The organism is Flavobacterium piscisymbiosum (genome assembly GCF_020905295.1).
Classification (GTDB): domain Bacteria; phylum Bacteroidota; class Bacteroidia; order Flavobacteriales; family Flavobacteriaceae; genus Flavobacterium; species Flavobacterium piscisymbiosum.
Window position 1 is genome coordinate 6,426,165 of record NZ_JAJJMM010000001.1, and the last position, 19,375, is coordinate 6,445,539.

Sequence of the window (19,375 nt, forward strand, 5' to 3'; positions counted from 1 at the left end):
CAGAATAAAAACAACGAAAACAAGCTTTGAGAAAAATCATTATCATATTTCTTTCCTTTATGCTTTTGATGCCATCGTTTGGCAGTTTCTGCGTTTATACCACATTCAAATTAAACCAGGAAGAAATTTCGAAAACCATTTGTGTACAGCGCAAAATGATTTTTAATTCTTGTAATGGTCGTTGTGAGCTTCAAAAAAGCCTTAAGAAATACGCTGACAACGAAAAGAAAATGCATGATAATCTGAAAGAAAAAGTAGAAGTAATTTATATTCAGAATATTTCGTTGAGTAATTTCAAATTAGTCGCACCAATAACATCGCGAAAAGCCATTTTTGCTTATTCCGATAAAAAACCAATTTCGGTTTCGAATGCTACTTTTCGTCCTCCCTCTTATTTGATATAGATTTAAGTTCCGCTTTTCAATTCTTTTGAAGGGCTTTTACTCGTATTCTACCAAGAGAATATCGGTTACTTTTTAAAATTTATATCATTTAAAATGAAGAAAATATACCTCATCCTATTACTTATAGGACAATGTGTCGCAGCTCAAAATCAAACAGAAAAAGACACAACAAAATCTCAGGAACTGGAAAATGTTTTTATAACAGCCAATCGTACAGCCACTTTACGAAAAGAAACTCCAGTTGCTATAAGCAAAATAACTGCCAAAACTATTAATGAAACCAAAGCTACGGCGGTTTACGAAATCATCAATAAAACACCCGGAGTATTGATGGTAAATTTAGGAAATGAACAGCACATGATGTCGATTCGTCAGCCTATGACTACCAATGCTTATTATTTATATCTGGAAGATGGTTTGCCAATTCGCCCCATGGGAATTTTTAATCACAATGCTTTACTTGAAATTAACCAGTTTAATTTGCAAAGTATCGAAGTTGTAAAAGGCCCTGTTTCTTCGCTATACGGACCTGAAGCGGTTGGTGGAACTATCAATTTAATTTCGCTAAAACCGCCGGTTGATCCGGAATTTAAATTTGGTGTTCAGGCTGATAATTATGGTTACAGAAGATTTCAGGCTGCCGGAGGAGCAACGATCGGGAAAATTGGTTTTCATATTGCCGGAATTTCGAGTTTGCAGGAAAATGGCTGGATGACCTATTCTGATTATAATAAAGACAATCTGAATGCGAGAATTGATTATAACATCTCCTCTTCGACCCGCTTGATCAGTAATACGATGTATGGAAAATATTATTCGGACATGAGCGGAACGGTTAATGAAGATTCTTTCAACAATAGAACGTATCAAAGTACTTCTAATTTTACCTATAGAAAATCTGACGCTTTACGAACAAGATTAACACTGGAACATGATTGGAACAGTAATTCGAGCAGTTATATTACAGGATATTTAAGAGACAATAAATTAGGTCAAAATCCTTCGTACGGAATCAGATGGAGCCCAACTGTGAATCCTACAACGGCAAAAGGAGAAGTAAATTCTAATAACTTTAAAAGTTACGGCGCCATTGCACAACATACTCAAAAGTTCGATTTTTTGAATACAAAATTGGTTGCCGGAGCTTTATATGATTATTCTCCAGTAACCTATTGGTCGTATGTTATTGATCTAAAAGCCAATCTAAATCCCGGAGAAGTTGGTAAACAAACCGTAGATTCTTATGAAATCATTGCACAACATCCGGACTCAAAACTGGCAGATTATAATGCAGACATTTATAATGCTGCAGGTTATGCACAAGTAAGTTTTAATCCCATCGAAAAACTGATTATTACGGTTGGCGGGCGTTATGACAATATGAAAGTGAATTACAATAATGCTCTTGACAATTCTACCGGAAGTAAGCTTTATGATAAAGTAACTTTTAAAGCTGGTGCCAATTACAATCCAGTTGAGTTTGCCGGATTTTACGGCAATTATTCTCAAGGTTTTGCGCCTCCGGGAATCACCTCTATTTTTAGAACCAAACCTGGAACCGGCGGAACAACTGGCGTTCCTGCTGATTTTTATTATAATCTGGAACCTGCCACTTTCGATAATTACGAAATTGGCGGATGGCTTTCTTTCTTTCAAAATAAATTAAATTTTGATTATGCTTTGTATTATATGGAAGGTAAAAATGAGTTGCTAAACATTAAACTCGCTGATAATTCAACAGATTATCGTTCGGCTGGAGAAACGCATCATAAAGGAATTGAGTTTGGCGCTTCTTACCGACCTTCAAAACAATTCAACATTCGTCTTGGCGGAACTTATGCACAACATACTTATATCGATTTTAAACTTTCGGACAAACCAAGCGATCCTGTTCAGGATTTAAACGGAAAAGAAATGCCGGCAGCACCCAAATGGTCCGGAAATTCTGAGGTAAGTTATTACCCCAACTGGCTCCCGAATCTGAGAACTTCGGTAGAATGGCAACTTGTTGGAAGTTATTATCAGGATCAGATAAATACCGTAAAATATAGCGGTTATAATATATTCAACGCCAGAGTTGGTTATCAATGGAAAAAAATTGAAGTGTACGGAAACGTGCTTAATCTAACGGATAAATTGTACGCTTATAATGTTTCCCGAGCCAATACCGCAAACGCTCAACCCACTTATACCGCAGCCGCACCAAGAACTTTTGTGTTTGGTATACAGTACAATTTTTCATTAAAAAAATAAGTTTTTTGCCACAGCTTAAAGATTAAAAAAGTTTTTTTTACCATTAAGAGATTAAGAAAGTTAGGCTTAATGAATCTTAATATCTTAATGGTTCAAATTTTAAAATTCCTTAATTTTTTAAATCCTTTTAAACTATGGCAAATCATAAAAACTCAAAATATGAGCAAAGAAATAAATAAGGATAAAAAGTCTAGAAAAAAGGATTCAAAGTTTGTCAAGAAAATCAAACAGCACATGTACAAATGGCATCGTGCGATTGGGTTAGTAACCATTATTCCGGTGATATTCTGGACGCTTTCAGGATTGATGCATCCGTTTATGGCACATTTTTTTAAACCTGAAATCGCACATGACAAACTCGAAGCGCAAGTAATTGATAAGACGCAATTGCACTTTTCGATTCAGGAAGTTCTAGAGAAAAATGAACTAACGCAATTCAAAAATTTCAGAGTTGTTTCGTTCAACAATAAAACCTATTATCAGCTGAAAACTATAATTGGTGAATTGTGGTATTTTGATGCTTCGACCGCTGAAAAACTGGAAAACGGAGATCAAAAATATGCCGAATGGCTTTCGCGTTATTTTCTGGACGATCAAAAAAGTGCCGTAAAAAATAGTGAAGTTGTAACCGAATTTACTTCGCAATACAAATATGTCAATCGTTATTTACCGGTGTACAAGTTGAGTTTCGATCGTCCGGATGCTATGCAGGTTTATGTAGAAACATCTTCGTCTAAATTGGCAACTTATAACCCAACGTCAAGACAAGCGTTTATCTGGTTTTTTGATACTTTTCATAACTGGTCGTTTATAGATGCGATTACAAACAACAGCATCCGAATCATTACGATGATTTTCTTATTGTCCATCATTGGCTTTTCTGCCTTGAGCGGAATTTTAATTTATGGCTTACTATGGAAACAATTTAAAAAAACAGATAGTTTAGCGCCTAAAAAAGGTCTTAGAAAATACCATCGCCAAATAGGAATTTGGATTTCTCTTTTTACTTTAACATTTGCTTTTAGCGGAGCCTATCACGCCACAACAAAATGGAATCCGTACACTTTATCGCAAATGGTTTACGAACCAACTTTTGTAACCAAAGAAATTCCGGTGGCCAATAATAAGCTGGATCTAGACTGGAGCCGTTTTCAAAACGCGAGTATTATTACTTTAAATGACACAACATATTTCCGTTGTGAATTGCTTGAAAAACAAAAATTCAAAAGATCGAAATCAGATTCTAATTCAAAATGGAATAAAAAAGACGATCCAAAATCTGAGGTAATTTACATTAATGCTGCGACCAATAAAGTTGTGCCAAATCTGGACTTTCGATATGCTGAATTTCTGGCTTATTATTTTACAGATGGCGCTCCTAAACTTGCTTGTTGCGAAATGGATCAAAGTTCAGATGAACCTCATGTTTCTTTAGAAAACGTAAAATTATTAGATTCTAAACTCCTAATCGATTTTAGCAGTCGCGAATATGGTTTTGTCAACAAAAGATTGCCGGTCATAAAACTGGCTTATGACACACCCGAAAAAACGACTTATTTTATCGAAACTTCGACTTCAAGGTTAGCTGCAGTAGTTAAAAATAGCGATATGGTCGAAGGTTACTCGTTTGCTATTCTCCACAAATTTTTATTTATGGATTGGGCAGGAAAAAACATTCGGGATCTAACAATGGTTGTAGCCGCACTAACTATTTTGATTGTAAGTATTTTGGGATTTATTTTGTTTTTGAAGAAATAGTTTCAAAGATACTAAGGCGCTAAGTTGCTAAGGTTCTAAGTTTGACAACTTCTGTTGAATTTTTCTCAAAATTTCTCGCAATCCTGATAGCTATCAGGAGCGAAGCTACAAAGTTGTTTTGCTTAGCCCCTAGCTTCAGCTAGGAGAATACGATTTAAATAGAAAAAAGGCTTTAGCCAAACCCATAAAGTAGACTGCACCCAAAAGTTCAATGTCATTAAGTTAAGAAAAAATCTACAAAATTACTTAACCGTTTAATCAAGAAAGTAATTATAAAAATCCGTTTTTATCAGCGTTTTCGCTTTAGCGAATCAGTGAAATCAGCGTCTAATTTTGACGCGGATAAAACAGATTTACTTCGTAAAAACGCGGATAGAAACGGATTTGATTTGTAATAATTTTATTTTCTAAAAGCTTAACTTAATGACATTGAGCTTTAACTGGACGCTATTTAATCTTACTTTTTAAAATAAAACTTTGTGACTTCGCGAGATTAAATCTATAATTATTACTCACCTGTCAAACACAAACTATATTCTTTTCAACTTAGTAACTTAGCTTCTTAGCAACTTATCTAGGATTCTCTTCAAAATAACGCGCCTCAATTCGTTTAATATCTTTGATCGAATTTTTGGCCCAGGCCAAGCGTTTCTCCAAAATTTCTTCTTCGGATAAATGCCAGTTGATATCTGATTTTTGCAATCTATTCGTTAAGTTCTGAATGATGATCGCGGCAGAAACAGAAATATTCAGGCTTTCTGTAAAACCCACCATTGGGATTTTAAGAAAACCATCTGCTTTTTCGAGAATTTCTTCTGACAATCCGTCTCTTTCTGTTCCAAAAAATAAAGCACTTGGTTTTGTAATATCGAAATCCTCCAACAAACAATCATTTTCATGAGGCGTTGTGGCAATAATTTGATATCCCTGATCTTTTAAAGTCGAAATACAATTGGTAACCGAATCGAACTGATTAATGTCTACCCATTTTTGGGCGCCCATTGCAATTTCTTTATCGATTTTTTTTCCGTAACGCTGTTCGATAACATTCAGTTCCTGAATCCCGAAAACTTCACAACTACGCATAACAGCGCTTGTATTGTGCATCTGAAAAACATCTTCTACAACAACTGTGAAATGCTTTGTACGATTTCCGAGTACTTTTAAGAATTTTTCTTTGCGGTTATCGGTCAGTATATTTTCAAGGAAAGCGAGGTAATCTAAATCAATCATTTTATTCGTGTTTGCCGCAAAAATACACCATTATTAAAACAGAAAGAAATTTCACCTCAATTTTCAACTGTCTTAATAGGCAACTAAACTATTATTCAGTTTTTCATGCAAAATGTTGAGTTTCGAAAAATCGATTTGCAAAGTTTCTTCTTTAAACTCATCTCCTGCAAAAACAGCATTTTCATTTTTAGAATGTCTTTTTAAACGATCGTATATTTTTTCTAATTCATCATTAGAATAATCCATCTTTATAAAGCCTATGAATTTTTCAATAACAGCTTTCATTCCGTCATTATAATTGAGCATTACAACGTTTTGATCTGCTTTGTAAAAATCAAGAAATCCCTGAAAATATTTCTCGAGAACTAATCCGCCATATTGCTGAAAACTTAAGTCATGAACTTCTTTTACCGAAATCCCAAAAATTTCAGAAGGCAATAGATTAGGAACCATATGCATTCCCATCATTTTCTGATGTGATTTTAAAACTTCTGTTGGGTTTCTGTAAAGTAAAGCAAAAGGTATATCAGGAAAAATGGATCTTAAATACGAAGCCTTAAAAATATGCCACGCATCAAGTTTTATAATTAAATGCTGCTGTTCTGGAAATCTTTTTTGACCCAATAATTTTATTACTGATTTTAATAGCGACGTTTTTTTCTCCAAGCTAAAAAGGTCACTTCTCAAAATTTGATCGATAATTGGCGCTTCAGAAATCATTATATTTTCTGAAGAAGTTGCTAAAGATTGGCTCAACATGGTAGAACCGCATCTGGACACGTGAAAAACCAAAGATTTTAATTCAACTGAAATCAGTTCATTAGACCATTCGATAAGATTTTCTACCGTACTTACTACTTTAAATTGCTTCGAATTATAAGCATGGCTTTTGCATTTTGCTATACTTTCATCAAAAAACGGATCGGCATATTTTAGATCTGCCAAATAAATCCATTCAAAATAAATCTCATTGTCTTTTTCTATTAATTTATAAGGAATCCAGTTGAAAAGTGGATGATTTAGATTTTCCATTTTATGATTTTATTTTGATTGTAGATCTGCAATGATTTTAGCTCCGGTTTCTGACGGATTTCGGGAAAGCTCAGCAATAATCTGCTGTTTTACTTCATCTGAATATTGATTCTCCTTTGGTGATTCGTTTACATCAAAACCCATTTTAGTAAACAATTCGTCAGACCAATCGTTTCTAATACAATCGAGTGTAAAATGAATGCGTGGTTCGGTACCATTGTTTTCTACGCTATGCGGAAGCTGAAAATTGGCATACCAACATTCTCCCATTTTCATAGGAACACGTTTTTTATCTACATAAAAAAATACATCATCGTTTGTTACAATAGGAATATGGATTCTAAAAAAACCATCTTCATAAGAGGTATCATTATCCACATGCTCTTTAATTTCGCTTTGAGGATCCAATCGAAGTAATCTGACAGCTTCTTTTTCGCATTGAAACCAATCCATAATCGCTTTAAAATAATGACAGCGATCCAGTAAACTGGTATTTAGATATTCTTTGTTTGCAAAAGATGTAATATCATTTACTAAACCCGATTGCGACCTTAGAGAAACGCTTGTCCAGTTTCCTTCGTATCGATTGGTATTAAAATGTGGTGTCCATAAATCATTTTCGCAGATCACAAGATCTTCTTGCAATTTATCTATTGAAAAAGAAACCGGAAGTTTACTTGAAGAAGGATTCATATACTGTAAAGAATTAAATTATTCAGATAAATTTTTAATGATGAAATCATATAGTTTATTAGTAGAAAAAATCTCCGTTTCAAGATCTGTTTTTAAAACTAAATCTGCATTCGACGGAATTTCGAAAACATCGCTTATTCCGGTAAAATTGTTGATTTTATTACGATCGTGATCCGGCAGTAAAGCTTTTTGATACAATCCTTTTGGATCTCTTTTAATGAGATTATTTATCGAACAATCTAAATATACGGTTCTGACAAACTCATAGGTTCTTAACTCGTTACGCAGATTTTCATAAGGATTAATGACTGACATTAAAACGATTGTATTTTCTTTCACAAAGTTTTGTCCTACCTGAAACAAACGCTTGATATTTTCGCATCTGTCTTCTCTTGAAAATCCTAAATCACTGCAAATGGTTTTACGATACACATCACCATCAACGATTTCGACTTTATAACTTTTATCTGCTAACAAATGACGAACATTTTGCGCTAATGTTGTTTTGCCTGAACCTGATAATCCTGTAAACTGTATTAAAATCATTGAAAGTTTATTTTACTTTACGTCATAATAAAAATAAACATTTTGTAAGACCCTTACAATAAGTATAATTACGCTTTTTTCTGTGAAAAATCAAAGTTAAAATGTGCCTAAGGGCAATGTCATTAAGTTAAGGGGAAATCTACAAAATCACTTAACAGTTTAATTAGGAAAGTAATTAGGAAAATCCGTTTCTATCAGCGTTTTCGCTTTAGCGAATCAGTAAAATCAGCGTCTAATTTTGACGCGGATAAAACAGATTTACTTCGTAAAAACGCAGATAAAAAACGGATTTTATTTGCAGTAATTTTATTTTCTAAAAGCTTAACTTAATGAAATTGGCCTAGGGTACGCTAAATTTATTTTAATTCTTTTTCTACCCACATTTAGTGTCTAACGGCACAAAATATTGACTTTAATTTTTTTATTCCCATAAATCACTATTTTTATCCTTCAATTGAATAAGATGAAAAAGAAATTGGTTATTTTGACCGGAGCCGGTATAAGTGCCGAAAGCGGTATTAAAACTTTTCGCGACAGCGATGGTTTATGGGAAGGACATGATGTGATGGAAGTAGCAACACCAGAAGGCTGGAGAAAAAATCAGGAATTGGTTTTGGATTTTTACAATAAAAGACGTCAGCAGCTTAAAGAAGTTGAGCCCAATTTAGGTCATAAAATTTTAGCCGAATTAGAGCAGGATTTCGATGTACATATTATTACCCAGAATGTAGATGATTTGCACGAACGTGCCGGAAGTACAAAAGTTTTGCATTTGCATGGAGAATTATTAAAAGTACGAAGCACGCGAAATCGAGATTTAATTCTGGATTGGCCAGACGATTTATATACGGGCGATCTTGATGAAAACGGACATCAGCTGAGACCTCATATTGTTTGGTTTGGCGAAGATGTTCCGGCTCTGGAAGAAGCTATCGAAATTACAGAAACCGCAGATTATTTTGCCGTTATTGGCACTTCGTTACAAGTTTATCCTGCAGCTGGATTGATTTCGTATACGTATAGTATTACGCCAGTTTTTTATATTGATCCTAAACCAATTGCAATCCCGAATATCCAGAATAAAGTAGAAGTTATTGCCAAAGTTGCCTCTGAAGGTGTTGCGGAATTAAGAGAAAGATTATTTGAAATAGAAAAAATATCATGATATTCGAAAGCTGGTTACAGCAATTATCGCAATTCAATTTATTGATACTTTTTATTTTCTTCCTAGCAGAAAATGCAATTCTTTTGTTTCTTTCGATAATGCTGGGAAAAATAATCGAATACGAGAATACAACACTTGATAAAAAGGATCGAAAATGGATTTTTTCGACTCTTATTTGTAATACACTCATCACTCTTTTAGGGTATGAATTGTATCACTTTGGGATTATGAAAGTAGATTTTACGCCATCGCTTCTTTCCATAGTTTCAGATACTTTGCTATTGATTTTCATAATGGATTTCCTGATGTTTTGTTTTCATTATATGGTGCATAAATTAAAATGGTTTTATCCTATCCATCAACTGCATCATACTCATGTTGAGACTAGTGTTTACAGCTTATTTGTACTTAATCCTATAGAAACTTTTGGATTTGGGATTATCTGGCTATTTTCAATCTCAATATTTGAATTTAATTTTATAAGCATTATAATTTACTTGGTTTTAAATCTTTTGTATGGAATATTTGGTCACTTAAAAACAGATATTTTTCCAGATTTCTGGTATAAAAATTATGCTACAAACTGGATATCTACAACAAAATTTCATGGAGATCATCATAAAAATGAATCTCATAATTTTGGTTTCTATTTTAATATTTGGGACAAAATTTTCAAAACGATAATTTAATTTATTAGTTTCTCTCATAATAACTCTTCGGTAATTTTCAGAAGTTTTAACAATAGCTTATATTTGTGCCTTTCGAAAAACAACATAACAATGACTACTTTAAACGAATTGAATGCTATATCACCAATTGACGGACGATATAGAAGTAAAACCCTTTCATTAGCTCCATTTTTCTCTGAAGAAGCTCTAATAAAATACCGTGTATTAGTTGAAATTGAATACTTTATTGCCTTGTGCGAAGTTCCTTTGCCACAACTTGCAGGTGTAAACCCAAATTTATTTGACAGCTTACGCGATATCTACAAAAATTTCTCTACAGAAGATGCTCTTTGGATAAAAGAAACTGAAAAAGTAACCAACCACGACGTAAAAGCGGTAGAATACTTTATCAAAGATGCTTTTGAAAAATTAGGCTTATCTCAATACAAAGAGTTCATTCACTTTGGTCTAACTTCTCAGGATATTAATAATACTGCTATTCCGCTTTCTACAAAAGATGCGTTTGAGCAAGTTTATATGCCATCATTAATTTCTTTAATTTCTAAATTGAAAGAATTAAGCGTAGAATGGAAGGATATTCCGATGTTGGCACGCACGCACGGACAACCGGCTTCTCCGACTCGTTTGGGTAAAGAGATTTTGGTATTTGTAGAACGTCTTGAAGAACAAATGCGTTTGTTATTTAATATTCCGTTTGCTGCTAAATTTGGTGGAGCAACTGGAAACTACAATGCACATCATGTTGCTTATCCACAAATCGACTGGAAAAAATTTGGTAATAAATTTGTTGAAACAGATCTTGGTTTACACCATTCTTTTCCAACTACTCAAATAGAACATTACGATCATTTTGCTGCATTTTTTGATGCTCTAAAAAGAATCAATACAATCGTGATCGATTTGGATCGTGATATCTGGACGTATGTTTCGATGGATTATTTTAAACAAAAAATCAAAGCGGGAGAAATTGGATCTTCGGCAATGCCACATAAAGTTAATCCTATTGATTTTGAAAACTCAGAAGGAAACTTAGGAATTGCAAATGCTATTTTTGAACATTTGGCAGCTAAACTGCCGGTATCAAGATTACAACGTGATTTGACTGACAGTACTGTTTTACGTAATATTGGTGTGCCAATTGGTCATACTATTATTGCTTTTGAAGCTTCTCTAAAAGGTTTAAACAAATTACTTTTGAATGAAGGTAAATTTGCTGAAGATTTAGAGAAAAACTGGGCTGTTGTTGCTGAGGCTATTCAGACAATTTTACGTCGTGAGGCTTATCCAAACCCTTATGAAGCGTTGAAAGGTTTGACAAGAACAAATGAAGCTATTGATAAAAAAGCAATTCATAATTTTATTGCAACCCTTGAAGTTTCTGACGCTGTCAGAGCCGAATTAATGGCAATAACCCCTAGTAATTACGTAGGAATTTAAAGAAAACTTAAAATATTTTCTCAAAAAAAGCTATCTTTATCGAGATAGCTTTTTTTTTATTTAAACCGGGAAATAGCCCAGATTGCAATGAAAAGCCTTTTGCGAAAAAAGCCATATTTTTTTGCAGGTACAGAGCGACCAACGGAAGCTCCTGGAACTGCTTAAAAAATAGGCATTTTGAGTAAAAGCTTGCAATGAAAAGCTGGATTAGCTCCTTAATATAAAATACCACTTTATGATTGCCTTAAGCGCCGCTGCAGAAACTACACACCACTTACAACCCCTTATTAGCGACTTGGGATTAATCCTGATGACCGCCGGAATTGCCGTTTTGATATTTAAAAAAATGAAACAGCCTCTGGTTTTAGGATATTTAATTGCCGGATTTTTAGCGGGAAACCACTTTGATTTTTTCCCTTCTATAACTGACATGAAAAGTGTAGAGGTTTGGGCTGAAATTGGGGTGATCTTTTTACTGTTTAGTCTGGGACTCGAATTTAGTTTTAAGAAGCTGATGAAAGTTGGAGGAACTTCTTCGATAACCGCCATCACTCAGATTTTATTTATGACGCTCATTGGTTATTGCGTTGGGCAATGGATGGGCTGGGGCAAGATGGATAGTATTTTTCTTGGTGCCACACTTTCGATTTCGTCAACAACCATTATTATTCGGGCATTTGATGAATTGGGTGTTAAAGGAAAAAAGTTTGCCGGGATTGTATTTGGTGCTTTAATTGTCGAGGATATTGTTGCTATTTTGATGTTGGTTTTATTATCGACAATTGCGGTTAGCGATCAGGTTTCGGGAGGCGAATTATTACAATCGGTTTTAAAATTAATTTTCTTTTTGATCATATGGTTTTTGGGCGGAATTTTTATTATCCCAACAATCCTAAAAAAAGCAAAACATTTGTTGACGGACGAAATGCTGCTGATTATTTCACTGGCACTTTGTTTAATGATGGTGATGTTTGCTGCAAATGTGGGCTTCTCGCCTGCTCTTGGGGCTTTTATCATGGGTTCTATTATTGCAGAAACTACTCAGGCAGAAAAAATCGAGCATTTGATTCAGCCTGTAAAAGATTTATTTGGAGCGGTTTTCTTTGTATCTGTCGGGATGTTAATCAATCCGGAAACATTGGTTACTTATATGCTGCCGGTTGCGCTTATCACGCTGCTGACTATTTTTGGTAAAGCATTTAGTTCTTCTATTGGGGCTTTGTTATCAGGTCAGCCGCTTAAACAATCGGTGCAAACGGGTATGAGTTTGGCGCAAATTGGGGAATTTTCTTTTATTATCGCGACTCTTGGTATGACACTTAAGGTAACGAGTGATTTTTTATATCCTATAATTGTGGCCGTTTCTGCTATTACCACTTTTACAACTCCGTTTTTAATTAAATATTCTGATCCTTTTTCAGGATATCTGGAACAGAAACTTCCTAAAAAATGGATTAAAAATATCAACAGATATAGTGTCAATGCACAAGCGATAAAATCTGTTAGTACGTGGCAAATTGTGCTTCGTGCCTCGATCACGCAAATCATTTTACACACTATAATTATTACGGCTATTATATTATTGTCGGCTAAATTTGTAGCGCCTTTAGTAGCTGATACCCGTTTTGGAAATACTTTGGCCGCATTGATTACATTGGTGATAATTGCTCCGTTTTTATGGGCACTTTCGTTGCGACGTGTAAAAGTTGCCGAAGTGGAAGAATTATGGGAAGAACGAAAATATCGCGGCGCACTTTTGATGCTGATTTTAATTCGAATGAGCCTTGGATTATTTTTTGTTGGATTTTTATTGAATATTTTCTTCTCGCCTTTGGTTGCTTTTGTTGCCCTGATCATTGCCATTGGAGCGTATCAACTGTTTCCTAAGAAATTAAACGAGCAGTATCATAAAATTGAAACTCATTTTTTAAAGAATTTAAACGATCGCGAAAACAAAAAAATAGACCGAAGATATGCCAATTTAATGCCCTGGGATGGTCACATGTCTATTTTTGATATTGGTAAAGAATCTAATCTTGCGGGTAAAACTCTGGAAGAACTCCGCATTCGTGAAAACATGGGAATCAATATTGCTTTTATTCGTCGTGGTGAAATCACGATTCCTATTCCAACTAAAAATGAACGTTTGTTTCCGGGCGACGAGATTTGTGTTATTGGTACTGATGAACAAATTTCAGAATTCACCAAATATTTACAGAATGAGGTTGAAGCCGCTAACAACTCACAGGAATCTGATATTGTGCTGCGCCAGTTAGAGATTTCGAATGACGATTTTATACAAAAAAGAATTGGTCAGTTTAGAGAAAAAACCGGCGGACTTGTTGTGGGAATTGAAAGAAATGGTAATCGAATTTTAAATCCGGAATCGCATTTGACTTTAGAAAGAAATGATATTATCTGGGTTGTTGGAGATAAAAAACGAATGAACGAACTGATGAAGAAAAGCATTCACGTAGAGTTATAAACTAAAGGTTCTAAGGGGCTAAGATGCTAAGGTGCTGAGTTTTTTCTCAACAATCTTAGAATCTTAGCCCCTTAGTCTCTTAGCAACTTAAAACCTTATTTATTAATATCTATTAAATAAGATGCTAAGTTCCTAAAATTTGACAAAGCTTAAAACTTAGTATCTTAGTAACTTAGCATCTTAGAGACTTATTTATTCGGTTGCGGTGTTAGGCGCAAATAAGGTTTGATAGCTGTATGCCCTTTTGGGAATTTTGCCGGAATATCACTATCCGGAACAGCAGGCGTAATTACAACATCTTGTCCGTCTTTCCAGTTTGCCGGAGTGGCTACGCTATAATCTGCTGTAAGTTGCAAACTATCGATAACACGCAATAATTCATCAAAATTTCTTCCTGTTGAAGCTGGATAAGTCAAGGTTAACTTTATCTTTTTATCCGGACCAATAACAAAAACAGAACGTACTGTAAATTTCTCGCTTGCATTTGGGTGCAGCATATCATATAGAGTTGCTATCTTTTTATCCTCGTCGGCAATGATCGGAAAATTAACGGTTGTATTTTGGGTTTCGTTAATGTCTTTAATCCACAATTTGTGAGACTCTAAACCATCAACGCTCAGCGCTATAACTTTTGTATTTCTCTTTTTAAATTCAGGAACATAATTGGCAACTGTCCCTAATTCAGTTGTACACACAGGGGTAAAATCTGCAGGATGCGAAAATAAAACACCCCATGAATCGCCTAACCATTCATGAAAATTAATTGGGCCTTCGGTTGTTTCTGCATGAAAATCTGGAGCAATATCTCCTAATCTTAATGTTGACATAATTATATTTTTTTAGTTCATCTAAAATTAGTCAAAAAAGGCATAAGGAAAACACGAATTTTTTAAAAAAAAGTTAAAATTCTATTTTTCCTATCTAGTTAATATTTATAACTAAATAAAACTTACCACAAAGTACCAAATAGCAAGGGTTACAAAGGAAATTGGAATTCCGAAACCAATCATCATACTGCTTAATTTTGGTTTTAAACCATAGGTCGAAGCTAAAATTGCACCTGTAATCATGGGTGCCATCGCCATTTCCATAATGGTTATTTTTATGGCTTCAGAATGTTGGTTGAAAACAAAAACATACAGAACCAAGATGATAGATGGAGTCACAATAAGCCTAAAGAAAAGTCCAAGTCTAAGAAATCGCCAATGCTGGCTTTTTCGATCAAAAGTAAGTTGCAATCCTACCGAAAGTAAAGCAAGAGGAGTTACCAAACTTCCTATTTTTAATAAAACAGTCTGAAGATTTAAATCTAAATCATATTGAAATACATTCATTAAACAAGCCACCACAAAAGTAATAAAGGGCGGAAAAAAGATGATTTTTTTGAAAATACTAAAAGCATCCGGACTTCCTTTTGAATAAAAAGCGGCTACAAAAACACCTAAAGTTGAAACCACTACAAAAGTTCCCGGCTGATCGACAAGAATAGCAGTTTCTAAACCTTTTTTGCCAAATAAAGCTTCAATAATAGGATAGCCAAGAAAAGAGGAATTGCTTAATCCTGCCGTCAGAATCAAACAGCCAATGAGTTTATTAGACCAGCCTTTTCTTTTTCCTAAAAAATGAAAAAACACAAAAGCCAGTAGAAAACTAATCCAGCCTGAGGCTATTGGGAATAACAATTCATTACTCCATTTTATTTTAGGAATATGATATAAGGTAATTGCCGGTAAACAGATATAAATTACAATTTTATTTAAAACCTTATAAATATGGGTTGGAAATTGCTTTATATGCTGCAAGACCAAACCCAGGGCTAGAAAGAAAAATATAAGGATAAAATTGTTCATGGCGCAAAAGTATCAAAAATAAGAATTTAAGGATCTAAAATGTTTTAACTACCATAATCCTTTTTCAATTTTCTCATTAATAATCGCACTCCGTTTACTGTAGATTCATTAAAAGAATTGGTAAAAATAATATAACCTATAAAGTTTCTTCTATCAATGGCAGCAATTGTATAATACGTTCCAGCGGTTCCGGAATGTGTTGAAAAATCTTTATTATCCTCATAACTGTTAAACCATCCTAAAGAATATCCTTCAATTCCTTTATAAATAAAATGATAAGTACTTGCTTTTAAATAATTATCGTGCCCCTGAAGCCCTCTAATATTAAGCTGAATAAATTTAATATAATCGGTAAGTTTGATATTAATATCACCTGCAGGTTCTGTGTAATCTAAATGATAATCTGTATTTGAAGGAACTGGAATTAATTTATTGTTTTCGAATAAATGTCCCCAGGTATCTTTCGCAATTTGATTTTCTGGCCAAGAGAGCTTCACATCTAGTTTTAAATCTTTATTAAATACCTGATCTATTAATTGCTCCCAACTTTTTCCGGTTACTTTTTCGAGCATCATAGTCGCTAAAGTATAACCTGCATTAGAATAGATATATTTATGTTCCGAATCAATTTTGGCCGGATCCAAGGTTAATACAAATTTGCCAAACTGATTTCTCTTTTCCTGATGCGTTCCTTTAAAATCAGGAACTGCAGGATCATTTTCTCCCTGAAAAGACTGAATTCTGGCTTGATGAGATACTAGTTCTTCAAGCGTTATATTGTAATAGTCGGTTTTTGAGGTTTTCTTTAAATCCGGAAAAAGATCAAAGAATTTAGTACTCCACTTTAGCTTACCTTTTTCAACATATTTGGCAATTACAAAAGCTGTCATCGCCTTGGTATTTGAACCAATATGAAATCGATCATTTAAAGTCGCAGCGTCTTTTAAATCAACCGAATGTACCCCTAATGCATTTGTTTCTAAAATTTTATCGCCAGAAACTACAGCATAGCTCAGTTCCGGAATAGCGTTCGATACCCTAATTGAATCTGCATATTGCTCATGATTTTGTGCAAACATGCAAGCAGACAATGTATAGAAAAAAATAAATATGATTTTAAATTTCATCTAAATAAATTGAAAGTGTTACTAATCAAATACAAATCTAATATTTATAAAAAAGCAGTGTGTTTAGAAATCATTTTATTTTAAGACACTGCCACTGTTTTATAGAAAAATTAATTTTTCGTTAAAATCTTTTTTTGTTACCGTAAACCTAACTACATTTGTAATATATTTTATTACAGTATGATTTCAGGTAAATTTGCCATAACGATTCACATTCTTACTTTGCTCACAAAATTCCCAAATGATTATTTGTCATCTGAGTATATTGCAGGAAGCATAAATTTGAACCCTGTTTTGGTTCGAAAGGAAATTGCGAATCTAAAAGCCAATCATATTGTAGAAAGTAAAGAAGGAAAAAATGGCGGTACAAAACTATCTGTTGATCCTTCGAAAATCACATTAAAAGAAATTTTTGAAATGACTTTTGAATCCATTGGTTTAGGTTATGCAAAAAATCAGCCCAATCCGGATTGTCCGGTTGGTAAAAAAATCAATCAAAATTTAAGTGCTTTATATGCTGATATGAATCAAAAAGTGAGTTTACAATTAGAAGGAATCTCTCTGGAAGATTTTTCTAATCAATTCTAAAAGTATTTTTTTACCTTAAACTGTAACATTTTTTATTACTAATAAAATTTATATATTATGAAAATCGCAATTATTGGAGCTACAGGATTTGTAGGCTCAGCCATTTTAAACGAATTAGCAAGCAGAAATCAAGACATTACTGCCATTGCAAGAACCCCAAAAGACACATCAGATGCAACCTGGAAAAGTGCAGATATTTTTAACGTTGATGCGTTGGCAGAAATCTTAAAAGGACACGATGCAGTTATCAACGCTTATAATCCGGGATGGACGAATCCTAATATTTACGATGATTTTATTGCCGGATCTAAAGCAATTCAGGAAGCGGTAAAAAAATCGGATGTGAAACGTTTTATCACGATTGGTGGCGGCGGAAGTTTGTTTGTTGCCCCAGGTTTACAAGCAGTAGACACTCCTGATTTTCCTAAAGAATATTACGCTGGAGCAACTGCAGCAAGAGATTATTTAAATATTTTGAAAGAAGAAAAAGAATTGGATTGGGCATTTTTCAGCCCTGCTTTCGAAATGCATCAGGGAATTACAACCGGAAGAACCGGAAAATACCGTTTAGGTCTGGACAATCCTGTTTTTAACGAAGAACAAAGAAGTATTCTTTCTGTAGAAGATTTAGCAGTTGTTATTGCAGATGAAGCTGAAAATGCAAAACATCATCAGGTTCGTTTTACTGCGGCTTATTAAACACAATTTTCACGAATTTTCACGAATTATATAGTAAACACCACACTATAAGTATGGTATATCATCCCGAGTAGCTCGATAAAGATTAGAGATTTTGATTGTGTACCGAAGCTTCGGGATTGGGGAGATCCTTTCTCCGTCAGGATGACAAAAATGCGATAAAAAATTAGTGTTAATTAGTGAAATTCGTGTTCTATTCACAAAACAGTTTCAAAGAAAATCCTTTTTTGAAACTGTTTTTGTTTTCTGTACTTTTACAGTACCAAAAAACATACTTTGTCAAGTTCAAAAAAACAATCCAGCAGCTTACAAGAAAAAGCCGGAATTTCACCTCCTGAAATCACGAATGTTGCTGCTATTCATCAAATTAAAAAAAACAGAAGACAACAACCCTCTTCTACTGAATTGATTGATGGAATTTTAAACAAAAATATTACCTCACTTAGCCGCGCTATAACTTTGGTCGAAAGCACCAATCCTGAACATGCTGCAAAAGCAAACGAAGTTATTAATGGTTGTTTACCTTATGCCAACAAATCGATCCGAATAGGTATTACTGGAGTTCCCGGTGTTGGAAAAAGTACTTTTATTGAAGCTTTTGGAAGTTATTTGACTCAATTAGGCAAAAAAGTAGCTGTGTTAGCAGTTGATCCCAGCAGTTCGCTTTCGCACGGAAGTATTTTGGGAGATAAAACTCGTATGGAAGAGCTTGTAAAAGATGAAAATGCTTTTATCAGACCAAGTGCTTCGGGAGATACTTTGGGCGGAGTTGCCCGAAAAACAAGAGAATCGATTATTTTATGCGAAGCCGCAGGTTTTGACACTATTATTATTGAAACAGTAGGTGTCGGGCAAAGCGAAACCGCCGTACACAGTATGGTAGATTTCTTTTTACTTTTAAAGATTTCCGGTGCCGGCGATGAACTTCAGGGTATCAAACGCGGTATCATGGAAATGGCCGATGCCATCGTCATCAACAAAGCTGATGGTGATAACATTAAAAAAGCGAATCAGGCGAAACTGGAATTCAACAGGGCTTTGCATTTATTTCCTCCAAAAAAATCAAACTGGCAACCAAAAGTTACAACGTGCAGCGCCATTACAAAAGATGGTATTTCAGAAATTTGGGATACGATTTCGAGTTATTTTGAACAAACAAATGAATCGGGCTTCTTTCCTGAAAAACGTAAAGAACAAAATCATTTTTGGATGATGGAAACCATAAATGAACAACTCAAACTGAACTTCTATAATCAGCCTGAAATCATTTCACAACTAGAACAAAACAAAAAAGCAGTGCAAAATGATGAAATATCACCTTTTGCAGCTGCTCAGAGTTTACTTAAATTATATTTTAAAGATACTAAGTGACTAAGGCTCTAAGTTGCTAAGATTTCTTCTTTAAAGTAAATAACT

At 34.2% G+C, this 19,375-nt stretch carries 17 protein-coding genes; 10 read left to right on the forward strand and 7 right to left on the reverse strand.

Going from position 1 to position 19,375, the window contains the following annotated elements; translation table 11 throughout:
• Positions 1–26: 26 nt before the first annotated feature.
• The 3 genes from LNP81_RS27020 (at position 27) to LNP81_RS27030 (ending at position 4,415) form a co-directional block, all read left to right on the forward strand.
• On the forward strand, positions 27–404 hold the full coding sequence (locus LNP81_RS27020) for a hypothetical protein (protein WP_230040756.1): 378 nt from the start codon (positions 27–29) through the stop codon (positions 402–404).
• Between the two features lie 93 nt (positions 405–497).
• The gene (locus LNP81_RS27025) at positions 498–2,657 is read left to right on the forward strand and encodes a TonB-dependent receptor (protein ID WP_230040758.1); all 2,160 of its coding nucleotides are present in this window, start codon (positions 498–500) and stop codon (positions 2,655–2,657) included.
• A gap of 159 nt (positions 2,658–2,816) precedes the next feature.
• The gene (locus tag LNP81_RS27030) at positions 2,817–4,415 is read left to right on the forward strand and encodes a PepSY-associated TM helix domain-containing protein (RefSeq protein WP_230040760.1); all 1,599 of its coding nucleotides are present in this window, start codon (positions 2,817–2,819) and stop codon (positions 4,413–4,415) included.
• 570 nt (positions 4,416–4,985) lie between these two features.
• Here LNP81_RS27030 and LNP81_RS27035 read toward each other — a convergent pair.
• The 4 genes from LNP81_RS27035 to cysC all read right to left on the reverse strand — a co-directional run bounded on the left by LNP81_RS27035 (position 4,986) and on the right by cysC (position 7,919).
• Positions 4,986–5,648 carry a TrmH family RNA methyltransferase gene (locus LNP81_RS27035; RefSeq protein WP_121320266.1) on the reverse strand — a complete coding sequence of 221 codons (663 nt, stop codon included), beginning with the start codon at positions 5,646–5,648 and terminating at the stop codon, positions 4,986–4,988.
• A 72-nt stretch (positions 5,649–5,720) separates the two neighbouring features.
• Entirely contained in the window at positions 5,721–6,680 is a 960-nt protein-coding gene (locus tag LNP81_RS27040; RefSeq protein ID WP_230040762.1) for a sulfotransferase family protein, read from the reverse strand.
• Positions 6,681–6,689: 9 nt separating this feature from the next.
• Positions 6,690–7,373: an aspartyl/asparaginyl beta-hydroxylase domain-containing protein gene (locus LNP81_RS27045; protein WP_230040763.1), complete on the reverse strand. Its 684-nt coding sequence runs from the start codon at positions 7,371–7,373 to the stop codon at positions 6,690–6,692.
• 18 nt (positions 7,374–7,391) lie between these two features.
• Positions 7,392–7,919 carry an adenylyl-sulfate kinase gene (cysC, locus tag LNP81_RS27050; RefSeq protein WP_230040764.1) on the reverse strand — a complete coding sequence of 176 codons (528 nt, stop codon included), beginning with the start codon at positions 7,917–7,919 and terminating at the stop codon, positions 7,392–7,394.
• Positions 7,920–8,382: 463 nt separating this feature from the next.
• Here cysC and LNP81_RS27055 point away from each other — a divergent pair, with 463 nt between their 5' ends.
• The 4 genes from LNP81_RS27055 to LNP81_RS27070 all read left to right on the forward strand — a co-directional run bounded on the left by LNP81_RS27055 (position 8,383) and on the right by LNP81_RS27070 (position 13,695).
• A complete protein-coding gene (locus LNP81_RS27055) occupies positions 8,383–9,084 on the forward strand; it encodes an SIR2 family NAD-dependent protein deacylase (protein WP_230040765.1) in 702 nt (233 codons plus the stop codon).
• Positions 9,081–9,773, forward strand: coding sequence for a sterol desaturase family protein (locus LNP81_RS27060; protein ID WP_230040766.1), 693 nt, complete (start codon positions 9,081–9,083; stop codon positions 9,771–9,773). Before LNP81_RS27055 ends, LNP81_RS27060 begins: the two co-directional genes overlap by 4 nt.
• Positions 9,774–9,863: 90 nt before the next feature.
• Positions 9,864–11,210 (forward strand): adenylosuccinate lyase, encoded by a 1,347-nt coding sequence (gene purB, locus LNP81_RS27065; protein ID WP_230040767.1) that lies wholly within the window; start codon positions 9,864–9,866, stop codon positions 11,208–11,210.
• 235 nt (positions 11,211–11,445) lie between these two features.
• Positions 11,446–13,695, forward strand: coding sequence for a cation:proton antiporter domain-containing protein (locus LNP81_RS27070; protein ID WP_230040768.1), 2,250 nt, complete (start codon positions 11,446–11,448; stop codon positions 13,693–13,695).
• A 188-nt stretch (positions 13,696–13,883) separates the two neighbouring features.
• On the opposite strand, the gene LNP81_RS27075 is transcribed toward LNP81_RS27070, so the two are convergent.
• The 3 genes from LNP81_RS27075 to LNP81_RS27085 all read right to left on the reverse strand — a co-directional run bounded on the left by LNP81_RS27075 (position 13,884) and on the right by LNP81_RS27085 (position 16,624).
• Complete coding sequence (locus tag LNP81_RS27075; RefSeq protein ID WP_230040770.1) at positions 13,884–14,522, reverse strand: peroxiredoxin; 639 nt, start codon at positions 14,520–14,522, stop codon at positions 13,884–13,886.
• Positions 14,523–14,633: 111 nt separating this feature from the next.
• Positions 14,634–15,545, reverse strand: a complete 912-nt coding sequence (locus LNP81_RS27080) for an AEC family transporter (protein ID WP_230040771.1) — start codon at positions 15,543–15,545, stop codon at positions 14,634–14,636.
• A gap of 44 nt (positions 15,546–15,589) precedes the next feature.
• Positions 15,590–16,624, reverse strand: a complete 1,035-nt coding sequence (locus LNP81_RS27085; protein ID WP_230040772.1) for a serine hydrolase domain-containing protein — start codon at positions 16,622–16,624, stop codon at positions 15,590–15,592.
• A 228-nt stretch (positions 16,625–16,852) separates the two neighbouring features.
• Between LNP81_RS27085 and LNP81_RS27090 the strand changes: the two genes are divergently transcribed.
• The 3 genes from LNP81_RS27090 to meaB all read left to right on the forward strand — a co-directional run bounded on the left by LNP81_RS27090 (position 16,853) and on the right by meaB (position 19,330).
• Positions 16,853–17,260, forward strand: coding sequence for an Rrf2 family transcriptional regulator (locus tag LNP81_RS27090; RefSeq protein ID WP_230040773.1), 408 nt, complete (start codon positions 16,853–16,855; stop codon positions 17,258–17,260).
• A gap of 57 nt (positions 17,261–17,317) precedes the next feature.
• Positions 17,318–17,959, forward strand: coding sequence for an NAD(P)-dependent oxidoreductase (locus LNP81_RS27095; RefSeq protein WP_230040774.1), 642 nt, complete (start codon positions 17,318–17,320; stop codon positions 17,957–17,959).
• Between the two features lie 276 nt (positions 17,960–18,235).
• Positions 18,236–19,330 (forward strand): methylmalonyl Co-A mutase-associated GTPase MeaB, encoded by a 1,095-nt coding sequence (gene meaB, locus LNP81_RS27100; protein WP_230040775.1) that lies wholly within the window; start codon positions 18,236–18,238, stop codon positions 19,328–19,330.
• Positions 19,331–19,375: the final 45 nt, after the last annotated feature.

Bases quoted from the DNA above. Each gene is read 5' to 3' on its own strand.
- LNP81_RS27045 (WP_230040763.1), bottom strand. From the start codon at position 7,373: ATGAATCCTTCTTCAAGTAAACTTCCGGTTTCTTTTTCAATAGATAAA.
- LNP81_RS27080 (WP_230040771.1), bottom strand. From the start codon at position 15,545: ATGAACAATTTTATCCTTATATTTTTCTTTCTAGCCCTGGGTTTGGTC.
- LNP81_RS27070 (WP_230040768.1), top strand. From the start codon at position 11,446: ATGATTGCCTTAAGCGCCGCTGCAGAAACTACACACCACTTACAACCC.
- LNP81_RS27060 (WP_230040766.1), top strand. From the start codon at position 9,081: ATGATATTCGAAAGCTGGTTACAGCAATTATCGCAATTCAATTTATTG.
- LNP81_RS27075 (WP_230040770.1), bottom strand. From the start codon at position 14,522: ATGTCAACATTAAGATTAGGAGATATTGCTCCAGATTTTCATGCAGAA.
- LNP81_RS27030 (WP_230040760.1), top strand. From the start codon at position 2,817: ATGAGCAAAGAAATAAATAAGGATAAAAAGTCTAGAAAAAAGGATTCA.
- LNP81_RS27085 (WP_230040772.1), bottom strand. From the start codon at position 16,624: ATGTTTGCACAAAATCATGAGCAATATGCAGATTCAATTAGGGTATCG.
- purB (WP_230040767.1), top strand. From the start codon at position 9,864: ATGACTACTTTAAACGAATTGAATGCTATATCACCAATTGACGGACGA.
- LNP81_RS27025 (WP_230040758.1), top strand. From the start codon at position 498: ATGAAGAAAATATACCTCATCCTATTACTTATAGGACAATGTGTCGCA.
- LNP81_RS27040 (WP_230040762.1), bottom strand. From the start codon at position 6,680: ATGGAAAATCTAAATCATCCACTTTTCAACTGGATTCCTTATAAATTA.
- LNP81_RS27055 (WP_230040765.1), top strand. From the start codon at position 8,383: ATGAAAAAGAAATTGGTTATTTTGACCGGAGCCGGTATAAGTGCCGAA.
- LNP81_RS27095 (WP_230040774.1), top strand. From the start codon at position 17,318: ATGAAAATCGCAATTATTGGAGCTACAGGATTTGTAGGCTCAGCCATT.
- cysC (WP_230040764.1), bottom strand. From the start codon at position 7,919: ATGATTTTAATACAGTTTACAGGATTATCAGGTTCAGGCAAAACAACA.
- LNP81_RS27090 (WP_230040773.1), top strand. From the start codon at position 16,853: ATGATTTCAGGTAAATTTGCCATAACGATTCACATTCTTACTTTGCTC.
- LNP81_RS27035 (WP_121320266.1), bottom strand. From the start codon at position 5,648: ATGATTGATTTAGATTACCTCGCTTTCCTTGAAAATATACTGACCGAT.